The 14,646-nt window shown below is 67.2% G+C and carries 12 protein-coding genes and 1 pseudogene; 8 read left to right on the top strand and 5 right to left on the bottom strand.

The features are described 5' to 3' along the window. Positions 1-162 precede the first annotated feature (162 nt). Entirely contained in the window at positions 163-333 is a 171-nt protein-coding gene (locus EV644_RS44370; protein ID WP_158292730.1) for a hypothetical protein, read from the bottom strand. Further along, a complete protein-coding gene (locus tag EV644_RS03250) occupies positions 330-2,609 on the bottom strand; it encodes an MMPL family transporter (protein ID WP_158292729.1) in 2,280 nt (759 codons plus the stop codon). The genes EV644_RS44370 and EV644_RS03250 overlap by 4 nt, the downstream gene beginning before the upstream one ends. Before the next feature lie 189 nt (positions 2,610-2,798). Here EV644_RS03250 and EV644_RS03245 point away from each other — a divergent pair, with 189 nt between their 5' ends. Continuing rightward, positions 2,799-4,007 carry a sensor histidine kinase gene (locus EV644_RS03245; protein WP_132187027.1) on the top strand — a complete coding sequence of 403 codons (1,209 nt, stop codon included), beginning with the start codon at positions 2,799-2,801 and terminating at the stop codon, positions 4,005-4,007. Continuing rightward, positions 4,004-4,690: a response regulator transcription factor gene (locus EV644_RS03240; protein WP_132187028.1), complete on the top strand. Its 687-nt coding sequence runs from the start codon at positions 4,004-4,006 to the stop codon at positions 4,688-4,690. The genes EV644_RS03245 and EV644_RS03240 overlap by 4 nt, the downstream gene beginning before the upstream one ends. Before the next feature lie 347 nt (positions 4,691-5,037). On the opposite strand, the gene EV644_RS47075 is transcribed toward EV644_RS03240, so the two are convergent. From EV644_RS47075 to EV644_RS03225, 3 genes and pseudogenes are all read right to left on the bottom strand, one after another. Further along, complete coding sequence (locus EV644_RS47075; protein ID WP_255511277.1) at positions 5,038-5,457, bottom strand: MFS transporter; 420 nt, start codon at positions 5,455-5,457, stop codon at positions 5,038-5,040. A 67-nt stretch (positions 5,458-5,524) separates the two neighbouring features. Beyond that, positions 5,525-6,286, bottom strand: a pseudogene (locus tag EV644_RS47070) (MFS transporter); the annotation flags it as partial. Beyond that, positions 6,283-6,702 (bottom strand): rhodanese-like domain-containing protein, encoded by a 420-nt coding sequence (locus tag EV644_RS03225; protein ID WP_132187031.1) that lies wholly within the window; start codon positions 6,700-6,702, stop codon positions 6,283-6,285. The gene EV644_RS03225 and the pseudogene EV644_RS47070, both read right to left, overlap by 4 nt. A 108-nt stretch (positions 6,703-6,810) precedes the next feature. On the opposite strand from EV644_RS03225, the gene EV644_RS03220 reads away from it, so the two are divergent. The 6 genes from EV644_RS03220 (at position 6,811) to EV644_RS03195 (ending at position 14,645) form a co-directional block, all read left to right on the top strand. Further along, positions 6,811-7,296 carry an Lrp/AsnC family transcriptional regulator gene (locus tag EV644_RS03220; protein ID WP_241997784.1) on the top strand — a complete coding sequence of 162 codons (486 nt, stop codon included), beginning with the start codon at positions 6,811-6,813 and terminating at the stop codon, positions 7,294-7,296. A gap of 366 nt (positions 7,297-7,662) precedes the next feature. After that, positions 7,663-8,613 (top strand): NADP-dependent oxidoreductase, encoded by a 951-nt coding sequence (locus tag EV644_RS03215; RefSeq protein ID WP_241997786.1) that lies wholly within the window; start codon positions 7,663-7,665, stop codon positions 8,611-8,613. Positions 8,614-8,742: 129 nt separating this feature from the next. Then, positions 8,743-9,237, top strand: coding sequence for a MarR family winged helix-turn-helix transcriptional regulator (locus tag EV644_RS03210; RefSeq protein WP_132187032.1), 495 nt, complete (start codon positions 8,743-8,745; stop codon positions 9,235-9,237). 642 nt (positions 9,238-9,879) lie between these two features. Next, on the top strand, positions 9,880-10,413 hold the full coding sequence (locus EV644_RS03205) for a DoxX family protein (protein ID WP_132187033.1): 534 nt from the start codon (positions 9,880-9,882) through the stop codon (positions 10,411-10,413). 115 nt (positions 10,414-10,528) lie between these two features. Continuing rightward, complete coding sequence (locus EV644_RS45970) at positions 10,529-12,844, top strand: ATP-binding protein (protein WP_132187034.1); 2,316 nt, start codon at positions 10,529-10,531, stop codon at positions 12,842-12,844. 118 nt (positions 12,845-12,962) lie between these two features. Then, positions 12,963-14,645: a glycoside hydrolase family 13 protein gene (locus EV644_RS03195; RefSeq protein ID WP_132187035.1), complete on the top strand. Its 1,683-nt coding sequence runs from the start codon at positions 12,963-12,965 to the stop codon at positions 14,643-14,645. Position 14,646: the final 1 nt, after the last annotated feature.

The following is a 14,646-nucleotide window of genomic DNA, read 5'->3' as shown; positions in this document are numbered from 1 at the left end:
GCGTGGTGACCGATTGGGTGACGGCAGGCGTTGTGGGCCTGCCGGCAACTGCCGGCAAGCCAGGCCGCCCTAGAGCTCCGCGCGTGTTCCTTCTGAAGAGTTGTGCGGCGAAATAGGGACCGCCCGGGCGGTGTTTGCCCGGGCGGTCCGCGTCGTCCAAGTTCAGAAAGAACTCGGGTGGAGGGAGGGTGGGGAGCCCGCGAGCTCTCGGGCCTGCCGGAGGATCCTGCCGACCAGCGCCATGATGATCAGCGCGTTGACCGCGTGCAGGCCGGCCGTCCTACCACCTCCAATCTCGTCGAACGCACTGGCGATCGCCCGGATCGGCGTCACGATCCGACCGGGGCCGGGGCCGGGGCCGGGGTCGATGTCTCGGCGTCGCGGGCGGACAGGTACGCGTCGGGCCGCCCTTCGACGTGCAGGTTTGGCACCCAGCGCTCCAGCGGACGGGGTAGCCACCAGTTGCTCCGGCCGAGCAGCCGCATCACCGCCGGGACCAGCAGCATTCGGACGATCGTCGCGTCCACCAGAATCGCGGCCGCCATGCCCACCCCGAAAGACTTGATGGTCACGTCGTCGAGCGCGATCATCGCCGCGAAGACCAGGAACATGATGGTTGCGGCGGCAGTGATCACCCGGCCGGTTCCGGCCAGCCCGGTGAGGATGGCCTGGCCGTTGTCCCGGGTGCGCACCCATGTCTCGCTCATCCGGCTGATCAGGAAGACCTCGTAGTCCATCGAGAGCCCGAACAGCAAGGCGAACATGATCACCGGAACGTAGCCCGCCATCGGCGCCGGCGAGTCGATGCCGATCAGTTGGCCAGCCCAACCTCCTTCGAGGAAGAACGCCAGTACGCCGTACGCGGCCGCCACGGAGAGCAGGTTCATCACCGCCGCGGTGACGGCGATCACGACGCTGCGGAACGCCACGAGCAGGAGGAGCACCGACGTGATGACGACTCCGCCGATGAGATACGGCAGCCGGTCGACGATCGATGAGTTGACGTCGATCGTGGTGGCGGTCCTCCCGCCGACGTGTGCCTGCGTACCTGTGTCTTCGACGGCGGCCGGGATCACGGTGTCCCGGACCGAGTGCACCAGGTCCACGGTGGCGCTGTCTTGTGGTCCCGTGGTGGGCACGACCGTGATCAGCGCGGTGTCGCCGGCCGCGTTGACCACCGGCGGCGACACCGCGGCGACGCCGGCTGCCGCCTGGAGCTCAGCGTGCAGCCGCTTGAGGGCCATCTCGCCCTCAGCCCGCCCGAGGTCCGCGACCACCAGTAGCGGACCGCTGGTGCCCGGACCGAAGCCCTCGGCCAGCATGTCGTAGCCCTGCCGGTTGGAGGTGTCCTCGGGGGCGTTGCCCGCGTCGGGCATGGCGAACTGGACCCCGAGGAAGGGAACGGCGAGTACGACCAACAGGGCGATGGCACCCGCAGAGGCGAGCGCGCTGTGCCGCTGCACGAGCCGACTCCAGCGCACCCAGCCGACCGCCGGGACCACGTGGCCGTCGGCGGAGACCCGTACGACACGGCGTCGCCCCAGCGGCAGTCGCAACCGGTCGATCGACCCGCCCAGGTACCCCAGCAACGCGGGGAATAGCGTCAGAGCGGCGAGCATTACGACGAGTATCGCCACCATCGTCACGACAGCGGTGCCGTTCATGATGGACAGTCCCATCGCGAAGAGTCCGCCCATGCTCACGAGCACCGTCCCACCGGCGACCAGGACGGCCCGACCTGCAGTGTCGAGTGTCGCCACTGTGGCCATCTCCTGATCGAGCCCTACGGCCCGCCACTCCCGGAACCGGGTCACCATCAGCAGCGCATAGTCGATGCCCACGGCAATGCCGAGCATCGCCCCGATGAGCGGCGCGAAGTCGGGCACATCCACCACCGCCGCCACCAGGCCGACCAGGCTGGAGCTCACCAGCAAACCACCGACCGCCAGGACCAGGGGCAGCCCGGCTGCCACCAGCGACCCGAACGTGATCAGCAGGACCACGGCGGCCGCGAGCAGCCCCAGCATCTCGGTGCTGCTGCCCTGCGGCGCTTCTGCCAGCTGAACCGCCCGGCCGGTGAGGGCGATCTCCAGGCCTTCGCCCTCGGCCTCGTCAGTGGCAGCCAGCAGCTTCCCGGTGTCCTCGACCGGCATGTCGTTGGGGTTGGTGACATCGAGATAGACGCGTGCGACCAGCGTCCTGCCATCCGGTGAGACCGCAGTACGGGTGACGTACGGATCCTCGACCTCCGCGACGTGTGGCATGCCGTCCATCTGTCTGAGGAGCGCCTCGATCCGGTCTCGGACCTGACTGCCGGCCACGTCATCAGCGCGGACCACCACATCGACGCGGTCGCCGGCCTGAGCCGGGAATCGCTCGTTCAGCAGTGTCTGTGCCTGCTCGGAGTCCGATCCGGGCAGGGACGCGCCGTTGACATTCTCGTCGCCGAACCCTGCCGACAGACCGATGGCGAGGCCGAGCCCGAGGAGCCAAGCCAGGAGCACCATCCCTCGCCGGCGGAAGGACAGGCGTGCCAGCCGTCCCAACGGTCCGGGGCGCACCGGTTCGGCACCGGTGTGGCGATCGTCGGGCAGGTACGTGTCGGTCATGAGGGCCTCCGTTGGTGATGCAACGGAGTCGATCGTCGCGTCGACAAGGAGGCCGGGTCGTCCGTTTGACGACGACACCATCTACGCAGTTCGACGTAGACGTGCCGCGGTCGGACCGCGCTCCTCGTCGTAGTCGCCCGCGCAGCTGACAGCACTCCATGCCGCGGCCGGAAGACCTATGATCGCGACATGCAAGCCCGCGCTGCCTCGTTACACCTGCCTGCGTTCGCGCTGGACTTGTTGATCGCGCTCTTCATCACTGTGATGCAGGTCCAAGGCACCCTGGCCAAAGTGGCAGCGGATCCCGAATCGGTGCTACGGCCCCTCGCGGACCTCGGCCACCTCGGATACATCCTGCTGATCGCAAGTGGCGTCGTCGTTGTCCTGCGGCGCCAGTTCCCGGTGGCGGTCGTCGCGATCATCGCGCTCACCAGCCTGATCTACTACACCCTGGACTTCCCGGACGGGCCCGGCTGGCTCGGGCTCTTCGTCGCCCTCTACACCCTCACTGCGTATGGCGACGGCCGCTGGTCGCTGGCGATCGCCGGGGCCGTGATCGCGGTGCTAGCCGTCGATTGGCTCGTCGCCGCAGCCAACGTCGAGCCACGGGCCGCCATCGGGTGGGTGTTCTTCCGGATCGGGGCGTCGGTGATGAGTGCCGCCCTCGGCGAGTCGGTCCGGACCCGACGCGTGATCGCTGCCGACGCACTGGAGCGAGCCGAGCTGGCTGAACGAACCCGCGAGGAGGAAGCACGGGCCCGGGTCGACGAAGAACGACTCAGGATCGCACGCGAGGTCCACGACACCGTCGCTCACGCCATCGCCATCATCAACGTTCAGTCCGGCGTCACAGCCCACCTATTCGACAAACGGCCCGAACGGACACGCGAGGCACTCGAGGCCATCGAGAAGACCAGCTCCCAGGCGCTGCGCGAGATGCGGTCGATCCTCGGTGTGCTCCGCGATGCCCACGACGGGCGAGTGCCGCACCCGGGCCTCGGACAGATCGACGAACTGATCGCACAGGCACGCCACGCCGGACTCGACATCAAGCTCGAGAGTGCGCCGGCGACCGAGGCACTGCCCAGCGCGGTAGACAGTGCGGCGTACCGAATCCTTCAGGAGTCGATCACCAACGTGATCCGCCACGTCGGTTCGACCCGCGTGACAATCAGGCTCGTCTATGGAGTCGACTCCCTCGAGTTGTGTGTGACCAACGAGCGTGGCGATACCTCCCACGATGGCGGGACATCCGCCGTACCCGGGCGTGGGATCACAGGCATGCGCGAGCGGTGTTCACTCCTGGGCGGCGACCTCGACGCCGGGCCGAGAGCTGACGGCGGGTTCGCGGTGAGCGCACGACTACCCTTTGCGCCGGTGGGAGGAGCGGGCCATTGAACACGTCCTTCGACGACATCCCAATCAAGGTGCTACTCGTCGACGACGAGGGTCTGGTGAGATCAGGCTTCAGGTTGCTCCTCGATGCCGAGGACGGCATCGAAGTGGTAAGCGAAGCCACCAACGGCGCTCAGGCTGTCGAGCAAGCCCGAGCCACCCGGCCCGACGTCGTACTGATGGACATCCGGATGCCGAAGATGGATGGCATCGAGGCCACCAGGCAGATCGCCACGACACACGGACTCGAGCACGTCCGCATCCTCATCCTGACCACCTACGACACGGACGCGTACGTCTTCGAGGGACTCCAGGCCGGCGCCAGTGGGTTCCTGCTGAAGGACGCCGGCCCCGCCGAGCTCCTCCACGGCATACGCGTTGTCGCCGCGGGAGACTCGCTGCTCGCACCGCGAATCACCCGCCGCCTCATCTCACAGTTCACCGCCCGACGAACAGCCAGCAAGACGGCCGAGGAACGGCTCGCGGTGCTCACCGAACGGGAACGAGAAGTCGTGGCCCTGGTCGGTCAGGGCATGAGCAACGACGAGATCGGCGCCGAGCTGTTCCTCAGCCCAGCCACCGCACGCACCCATGTCAGCCGCGCCATGGTGAAACTCGGTGCCCGCGACCGTGCGCAACTGGTGGTCATCGCCTACCAGACAGGACTGGTCAGCCCCCAACCTTGACCACCAGGATCGTCGGCCGACGGAGTTGCCGGCCGCTCCGATTCGAGGAGGTCCCGCCGGAAACATCCGCGAGTGCACTGGTCGCGAATGGCCAGCCGGAGGAGTTCGTCACCGCTCTGATGGCCAGATCCGCGCGCGGAGTGGGGGCAGCCGGCGACCGCACCGACCAGGTACGCCGGCTTATCGGCTGTTCCGATCGCACCTTCGCCCGATGGGTCGCCGACCATGCGGCTACGTTTCGGCGGTTGAGCTCATAACCATCTACAGCCGCATGCCCACGAAAGTCGCGAGGTCCGGTGTCTGTCCCACCCCCTCGCTGCAGTGGCATTCGCGTACCCGCGGACCAGCTAGCGTGTCGTGCTGCGGAGGGGTGAGCGGAGCAGCGGGATGAAGCACAGCGAGGCGATGACAGACGCACAGACCAGCGCCGAGCGGAGTCCGGCGACTTGTCCGATGAACCCGCCCAGCAACGCTCCGCCAGGCAATGCTCCCCAGGACACGAATCGATGCACCGCCGTGGCGCGCGCACGCATCTCAGGACTGCTGTAGCGCTGCCTCAGCGTGACTGCGTTGACGCCGAAGCACCCTTGCCCTATCCCGACGATGAACACGCCGGCGGCAACGACTGCCAACGCAGGTCGACCGAACGCCAACGCTGAGACGAGGATGCCTCCTACCGACGGGATCGCTGCCCAGATCAGGGCTGGGCCCATACCGACGCGGCTGTTGAAGCGACTCGAAAGGAGGCTCCCCAAGGGAAATCCGATGCCACCGATGCCGATGGCAAGACCGACCTCGGTCGGACCGGCGTGCAGGGGTCTGGATGCCGAACAGGACGAGCAAGGTCTCGAACATGGCCGCGCCTAGGTTGTAGGCCGCACCAGTCCACATGATGGCCCGCAGTACCGGACTACGGCGCACATATCGCATCCCCTCCCAAACAGCCCGCCGGGTGGCAATCCGAGGGATAGGTGCCGGGTCTCGGGTCCGGGCGCTCGCACGACCAACCAGAATGAGCGCGAGGGATATCACACTGGCGACATAGGTCATCACGTCGAGGACCAATGCACCGCGGAGGGTCAGCAATCCGATCGCCAGTCCACCGACCGCCGGCCCGATCAGCAAGGACAGCGATTCCGACAACGTGAGTCGGGTGTTGGCCCCGTGCCACAGGCCTTCCTGCGAAACGATCTCGGGAACGAACGACTGATACGACACCTGAAAGAAGACCGTTGCGACGCCGACGGCGGAGACCGCGATCACCAGCAGCCAAAGGTCCGCTGCGCCCAGGCCGATTGCCATCACTACGAGGGCGATGGCGAGGCCCCGAACGATGTCTGCGGCGAGCATCGACCGGGCGAGCCCGAGCCGTCCGACCCACACACCGGCCTGTAGCCCGATCAGGAGGAAAGGGATGCGCAGACATGCGCCCAGGAGCCCTACGTCAGCCGGGGTTCCGTGTGCGAACGTGACTGCCACCAGCGGTAGCGCTATCAGCGTGATCTGATCACCGATGAGGCTGGCACTTTGACCGGCCCATAACAGATGGAATGACCGCCCGAACGTCGGCTTCAGTGCTTGGGAGGTCGAGGTCATCCGACCAGCGGCGCAGTCAGGCCGTCAATTGGAAGCCGCGACCGACCGGACTCGTTCTCGATCTGCAGTCCTTCCCTGGCCCAGTACTCGAAACCGCCGATCAGCTCTCGAACCGAGTAGCCGAGCTGACTCAGTACCAACGCAGCTTTGGTGCTGCCATTGCAGCCAGGACCCCAGCAGTAAACGATCACGTCGGCGTCGCGGGGAACCTCCACCGCCGCCCTCAGTTCCAACTCATCTCCGGGGATGTGGACGGCTCCCGCGATCCGGCCTTGCTTCCATGAGGCGAGGCTGCGGACGTCGATCACCAGCGGCCGAGCCCCGCCGCCGCGAAGTGTTGCGAGGTCTGCGGGGTCGATCTCGTAGCGGAGCTTGGCGGCGAAGTGCTCAGAGGCACTGACAGCGTGAGTGGTCATGACTCAATCGTCGGCGCTGGCTCCACCCGACCACAGGCAAATATCCTGGCGCTCGCGAGGGCTGACCGATAATATCGAGGAAGAATCCTCAGCTAAGCAGGAGATCCCTTGTTACGCCTGGACGAGACCGACAGTCGCATCCTCGAGGTGCTTCAAACCGACGGGCGGATCTCGATGACCGAGCTCGGACGGGCGATCTCGCTGTCCGCAGCCGCCACCACCGAACGGGTCCGGCGGCTGGAAGAAGCCGGAGTCATCGAGGGCTACCGCGCGTCCATCAACACGGAAGCCCTCGGCTACGGCATCGCCGCGTTCGTGCGACTCAAGTACCCGCACGGCAACTACAAGCCGATGCACGACCTGCTCGCCACGACTCCCGAGGTCACGTCAGCTCATCACGTCACCGGAGCCGACTGCTTTGTCCTCCAGGTGATCGCGCACTCGATGGCTCATCTCGAACAGGTCACCGGACGTCTGGCTGGGCTCGGATCCATCACCACCAGCATCGTCTACTCCAGCGCGCTGGAACCTCGATCGATCAAGCCGTACACGCCCAAAGGCACCGAACCTCCGGCACTGAGAAGGCTGGGATAGGTCCGACTCCTCTTCCAGAACGTCGAGGACAGCTTCGTCGGCTCCGACCCGACCGGGTGGCGCCCGTCACCCCGCCGTACGCGTCGTCCTCGACCAGCTCGCCGAAGCAGCGCGACAGAGGCGCCCAGTCCGCGCGTCCTCCTCAAGACGACCGGCTCGAGGTGAACGGCGCCCAGCTGGCTGACGGCATCGCCAACGCCTTCGACCGCGCAGAGCGGCGCCGCAACGGCGGCCCGGCCGAGGGCGACACGTCTAGCAGAGACCGTGGCCACCGCTCAGTGTCGTCTTCCATGCAGGACAGCGCTCCTGATTTATAGGACGCCATTCTTGCCTCAGGATAGTTCTGCATGCTAGAAGTATTGTCTGATGACCGAACAACTGAGGAGCGTGCGCATGGCGGATCGACGCCGGTCGAAGGCAGTGGTCTTCACCGAGTTTGGGTCGCCTGACGTGCTCCGGTACGTCGATGTCGAGGAGCCGCATCCCGGGCCCGGGGAGGTGCGCATCGGTGTGCGCGCCGCGGGCGTGAATCCGCTGGACGTCAAGGTCCGCCGGGGCGTGATGGAGGCGATGTTTCCCACGGCCCTGCCTCACGTTCTCGGGATGGAGCTGGCAGGCGTCGTCGACGAGATTGGTGAAGGCGTCGACGACTGGAAAGTAGGCGACGAGGTCGTTGCCTGGCCGAAGAATGGCTCGTACCGTGAGTTCGCCATCGCAGACAGCCTCATTCGAAAGCCCGCGAAGGTGCCATGGGAGGTTGCGGGTGCCATCGGGATCGCTGCCGAGACTGCGGCGCGCGCACTTGACCTACTCGCTGTCGCCCCTGGCGGAACGCTCCTCGTTCATGCTGCGGCCGGCGGCGTTGGGTCGGTCGCCGCGCAAATCGCCAAAACGCGGGCTATCAACGTCATCGGGACGGCTGGCGTCGCCAATCACGACTACCTGCGCGCTCTTGGCGTGACGCCCGTGACTTATGGAGTCGGCCTCGCCGAGCGCGTACGATCTGTCGCCCCCGACGGCGTGGATTGGGCGTTCGACTGTGCGGGGCGTGACGCGTTACCCGCGTCGATCGAGCTGACCGGCTCGCCCGAACGCGTGTTGACGATCGGCGACCGCAGTGCCCCCGAGTACGGAGTGTCGTTCTCCCTCATGCCCGCGAACCCGCGCCGAGACGTCGTGGTGGACGCGCTCGCAATGGTCCTCGAAGGAACGCTGCAGCTGAACATCGAGCGCGCATATCCGCTCTCCGAAGCGGCGGCCGCTCACGGCCACAGCGAGACCGGTCACCTGCGGGGGAAGATCGTGCTCATTCCCTGACGGAGTTGGTAGCTTCGCGTTGATCTCTCTGTCCGTGGTGCTGGGCCATCAATCTGTCTTCGTGGTGCAGATCGGCGCTGGCTGAGTAGGATATTGTGCGTACGTCGTACGACACGAGGAGCAGATTTTATGAGTCCGGGGTCTTCCAACCTGGCGCGACGCCGCCGGCGGCTGGCGACCGAGATCAAGGATTTGCTGCGGGAGTTGAGCAACGAGCTGTCGTTGCTCAACCACCAGGTCGGCGCGCACCTAGAACTGAAGGACGTCGACCTGGACTGCCTTGAGCTCATCAGCCGGTACGGCCCGATGAGCCCGAGCACCGTGGCAAGGCGGGCGGGGCTGCATCCGGCGACGATGACGGGCGTGCTCGACCGCCTGCAACGGGGCGGCTGGATCACCCGCGAGCGCGACCCGGAGGCCACCGACCGCCGTGCCGTTACTGTGCGCGCCCTCCGCGACCGCAATGCCGAGGTCTTCCACCTCTACTCGGGCATGAACAGCACGATGGACAACGTCCTGGCGGACTACTCCGAGGGCGACCTGGAGCTCCTCGTCGACTTCCTCCAACGCACTACCACCGCTGGCCAGTCCGCCACTGCGACGCTCGCTGAGGCCGAAGCCTAGCTCTCGGGCCACTCCAGGCCTCCAGAGATTACTTGGCGATCGCCGCAGGTGGAGGGTCTCACGCTGCTGTCCCTGTCGGAGACTCTGGGTCAAGGTGATCGTGGCCAGGGAGCTGCCTCGCCGGGTTCGGTCACGCTGCTGACTCCTCACCACCTCCGAGTCTGGCGGCCGGGAGGAGCCGTACGTCACGCTTGTGTGGAACGGGGTCCGTCGAGGGACAAATCGCCAACGGGAGTCCCGGACTCGAGGTGCGGCAGCTGAGCATGCTCTTGCGGGATCTCCTTGCCGTCGCGAGCGACCTCGTCCTGTCGTTCGGTACAGCCGGACCGGAGCGGCGGAGATCCCGGCGGTGGTATCCGCACTCTATTACACGAGATCCATAACTTATCAATAGCATATGTGCTCGAACGTCGCCGTGATCCGTCGGAGGTCATCCACGACAGGCGACGACTCCGAGGACTGGATCGTCGAGGACGCCGCCCTCCGGCGCGCTTGCTGATGCTGAACAGAGATGATACGGTTCCCATATTATCTCTCGTGCAAATTTTCGGCATCAGGGTGGGCAGCGGAAGGAAGCGTCCCGCAGAGGGAAGCAGCGACGACCCGACCGCCAGACCTTCCCGTACGCGAAGGAGCAGTAACATGAACACAACGTTGCACGTCGTTCTCTGGATCGCCCAAGGCTTCCTTGCCTTCTTCTTTCTCGCGGGTGGAGCCCCGAAGGTGCTCGGCCGCGGCATCGACCGCTGGACCGGGTTCGCCGACCTGCCCCGCGCCCAGGTGATCCTCGTTGGCGTCGCGGAGGTCCTCGCCGCCGTGGGTCTGGTGCTGCCCAAGGCGACCGGAACGCTGCCGTGGCTGACCCCGCTGGCGGCCATCGGCCTCGCCGTCATCAGCCTGATGGCCGCTGGGTTCCACGTGCGCGCCAACGAACACCTCAACGTACTCGAGACAACACTCCTGGCTTGCATCGGCGCGGCGATCGCTATCGGCCGCTGGGACCTCATCGACTCAAGCGCCGATGTCTCGCCGTTGACGCTGGTCGTGGCTCTCTGCCTGCTGGTCCCTGCGGCCATCATCAACGTCATCGTCCTCTACTCGGGCAATGGCGAGCAGGCTGAGCCGGCGAACAGCAGTTCCGGACAGGTTGACGGAGCCCGGCAGCCCGTCGGGTGATGACGCTGCCTGCGGTCCACCCATAACCAGAGGCAGCGATGGCGAGGCGGACCACTCCCTGCTTGAGACCGGCTTGAGCCGGTCTCAAGCAGGAGGATCGGGCCTAGGCTGAGGCATGGCCGAGTCGAGGCCTGCGGCGGTTCGTGGGCGGTTGCCGGCTGAGCTGACGAGTTTCGTGGGGCGGCGTCGTGCGCTGGCGGACACGAGGCGGTTGCTGTCAAGCAGCCGCCTGCTGACGCTGACCGGAGTCGGGGGGGTCGGCAAGACGCGCCTGGCGCTGCGGATGGCGGCAGAGGTACGACGGACGTTCGGAGACGGAGTCTGGTTCGTCGAGCTGGCCGCATTGCGGGACCCGGCGCTGCTCGGACTCACCCTGGCGCAGAGGCTCGAACTGAGCCGCGTGTCGGCGAACCCGACGGCCGACCTGGCGGAGTACCTGGAGGATAGGCACCTGCTCCTGGTGCTCGACAACTGTGAGCAGGTTGCCGAGGCGTGCGCCGTACTGGTGAGCAAGCTACTTGCGGCCGCGCCGCAGCTGCGGATTCTGGCGACCAGCCGGCACGTGCTCGGCGTGGAGGGGGAGCAGGTTCTGTCGGTGCCCCCGTTGTCAACGCCACCCGTGGAAGCGCCGGTCGCCGACGCCGGCCAGTACGAGTCGGTGGTGCTCTTCGCCGACCGGGTCCGCGCGGTGCTGCCGGAGTTCGTGATCGGCGAGACCAACCGGGCCCAGGTGATCGAGGTGTGCCGGCGGCTGGACGGCGTGCCGCTGGCTCTCGAGCTCGCGGCGGTCTGGATGCGGACGCTGTCGCTGTCGCAGATTCTCGATCGGCTCGAGGACCGCTTCCGGCTGCTCGCGACTGGACGGCAAGCCCGACCAGCCAGGCAGCGGGCGCTGGACGCAGCTGTCGGCTGGAGCTATGACCTCTGCTCGCCGGCCGAGCGGATGCTGTGGGATCGGCTGTCGGTCTTCGCCGGCGGCTTCGACCTGGAGGGCGCGGAGGAAGTGTGCTCGGGAGACGGCATCCCATGTGACGCGGTGCTCAACCTAGTGGCCGGACTGGTGGACAAGTCGATCATCACCCGCATGATGGGTACCGCCCACACGGCCGCCTGGTACGACATGCTCACGACGATCGGTCAGTACGGCGGGCTGCGGCTCGCCGAGGCCGGGCAGACACGTGAGTTCCGGTTCCGGCACCGCGACTACTACCGGTCGCTGGCGGCTCGCTGGGAGGCGGAGAGCTTCGGCCCGCGGCAGGCCGACTGGTACCTGCAGCTGCGTCGCGAGCACGACAACCTCCGCGCCGCGCTCGACTTCTGCCTGGCCGAGCCGGGCGAAGGTCCGGCCGCGCTGGAGATCGCGGCGCCGATCTGGATGTTCTGGTTCGCCGGCTTCCTGCGGGAGGGCCATCGATACCTCAGCCGGGCGATCGACGCGGCGCCGGAACAGACACCGACCCGGGCGAAGGGCCTGTGGGCGGGCAGCTACCTGGCCTCGTTCCTGGATGAGGCCGAGCAGGCGACCCGGCTGCTGACCGAGTACGAGGAGCTTGCCGAGCGGTACGACGACGATCACATGCGGGCTCGGATCGCCGAGCTGTCGGGTCACATGCTGATCCTGCAAGGTGATCTCGTCGGAGCCGTCGCCCAGCTCGAGCGCGGTCTGGTCGGACACCGCGCGGTCGGGGACGTGCAGGGCGAGTTCGACGTTCTGATCTTGTTGTCTGCGGCAACCTTCTTCCTCGGCGATCCTCGGGTCGAGGACTTCGGCCGGCAGGCGTACGAGCTGACCGAGTCCCGTGGCGCGGACTCGGCGAAGGGGTACGCCCTGTGGACTATCGGCCTCGTCCAGTGGCGGGATCACAACCAGTTCGACAAGGCGACGCTCTCCCTGCGGGAGTCGATCCGGCTGTGGCAGCCGGTGAATGACCGGACCGGGATGGGCTTCAGCGTGCAGGCGCTGTCGTGGTGTGCCGGGTCGGATGCGCCCGACGAGCGTGCGGCCCGGCTGATGGGCGCCTCCCGGGCGGTGTGGCGGTCGAATGGTGCGTATGTCGTCGGGATGACGCCGTACAGCCAGTTCGACGATCAGACCGAGCAGCGGATCCGGTCGACGGTCGGTGACGAGGTCTTCGACGCCGCTTTCGCGCAGGGCGCGGCGTACTCGTTCGAGCAGGCGGTCGCGCTGGCGCTGGGGGAGGAGACCGAACGTGACGGGGCCGCGAAGCCTGGGATGGCCGGGCGCCTGACGCGGCGGGAGCTCGAGATCGCGGGGCTGGTCGGTGAGGGCCTGAGCAACCGGGAGATCGCCGCCCGCCTGGTCATCTCGCAGCGCACCGCCGAGACCCACGTCGAGCACATCCTCACCAAGCTCGGCTTCAGCTCCCGCGCCCAGATCGCCCGCTGGGTCACCGACCACCTCGAGCGCTAGTTTTGCCAGATCTTTCGGTAAGTACGTAGCCAAATCCGTAGGTGTACCGATGTTCGGGCGGCGCCGCACCGGGATCGTTACTGACAACGTTGTCCCACCCACGTTGCCGAGGTGCCCGATGTCTGCCGAACCGACCTGCCCGCCACTCTCGGGCAGCACCCACGACTGGTGGCGGAACGCGGTCATCTACCAGGTCTACCTGCGCAGCTTCGCCGACTCCGACGGTGACGGTATCGGCGACCTCGACGGCGTCCGCGCCCGATTGCCGTACCTGCGCAGTCTGGGCGTCGACGGGCTGTGGCTCAACCCGTTCTACCCCTCACCGCAGCACGATCACGGGTACGACATCTCCGACTACCGCGGCGTGCATCCGGAGTACGGGACGCTCGAGTCCTTCGACCGGCTGATCCGGGATGCCCACCGGCTCGACCTCAAGGTGATCGTCGACGTCGTACCGAACCACTGCTCGGTCGAGCACCCCTGGTTCACCGGGGCCCTGGCGGCTGGTCCGGGCAGCCCGGAGCGGGCCCGCTTCCACTTCGCTGACGGGCAGGGCGAGGACGGCGAGTTGCCGCCGAACAACTGGCGGTCGATCTTCGGCGGCCCCGCGTGGCAGCGGGTCGCGGACGGCCAGTGGTACTTGCACACGTTCGCCGCCGAGCAGCCGGACTTCAACTGGCGGCACCCGGATGTCTCGTCGTACTTCGAGGAGGTCGTGCGCTTCTGGCTCGACCGCGGCGTGGACGGCCTGCGGATCGACGTCGCGCACGGGCTGCACAAGGCCGAAGGCCTGCCGGACCACGAGCACGCCGGCCTGGACGAGCTCACCGGTGACCCGGTCAACCCCCACGCCTGGAACCAGCCCGAGGTGCACGATGTGTGGCGCAGCTGGCGAGCGATCGCGCAGGAGTACACGCGGCGGACCGGCCGGGAGCGGGTTCTGGTCGGCGAGGTCGGCCTACTGGACACGGAGCAGGTCGCGCAGTACCAGCGTCCGGACGAGCTGCACCAGACTTTCTTCTTCGAGTTCCTCCGCACCGAGTGGGACGACAAGGCGCTGTGCGACGTGATCGACCGGGGGCTCGCGACGATCGCCGGGTCCGGCTCATCAGTCGCCTGGGTGCTGAACAACCACGACATGCCGAGGTCCGTCACCCGGTATGCCGGGGGAGCACCAGGTGTCGGACCCGGCGATCTCGACCTCGGCCTGGCCCGGGCGCGTGCGGCGGCCCTGTTGATGTTGGCGCTGCCGGGATCGTCGTACCTGTATCAAGGCGAGGAGCTGGGGCTGCCGGAGGTCACGGACCTGCCGGAGCACGTGCTGACCGACCCGATGTTCCACCGCAGCGGCGGCGTTCGGCGGGGCCGGGACGGCTGTCGGGTGCCGCTACCGTGGACAGCGGCACACAAGTCCTTCGGGTTCTCACCGGACGGAACTCCGGAAACGGCGTGGCTACCGCAGCCGGACTGGTTCGCGGACCATGCGGCGGACCTGTTGCTCGGCAGTGGCGACTCGATGCTGCACCTCTATCGCGAGGCGCTGGCGCTGCGGCACCGGATCCCGGTGATCGGGTCCGACGACCTGCGATGGCTGCCGACGGAGCCCGGCGTTCTCGCGTTCACTCGCGGCGACGGGTTCGCCTGCGTCGTCAACTGTTCGTCGCAACCGGTCTGCAACCCGGTCGACGGCGCCCTGCTGATCGCCAGCGACCCCGAAGCCGGCGAGAAGCTGGCCCCGAACAGTGCCGCCTGGTTCCTGCTGGACCTCGAGCCTGGCAGAGGCGGGGCGGCTGATGGGTGAA

It is taken from the genome of Kribbella orskensis (genome assembly GCF_004342085.1).
In the GTDB taxonomy this organism is placed as follows: Bacteria; Actinomycetota; Actinomycetes; order Propionibacteriales; family Kribbellaceae; genus Kribbella; species Kribbella orskensis.
This window is presented reverse-complemented; position numbering and strand designations above follow the sequence as displayed.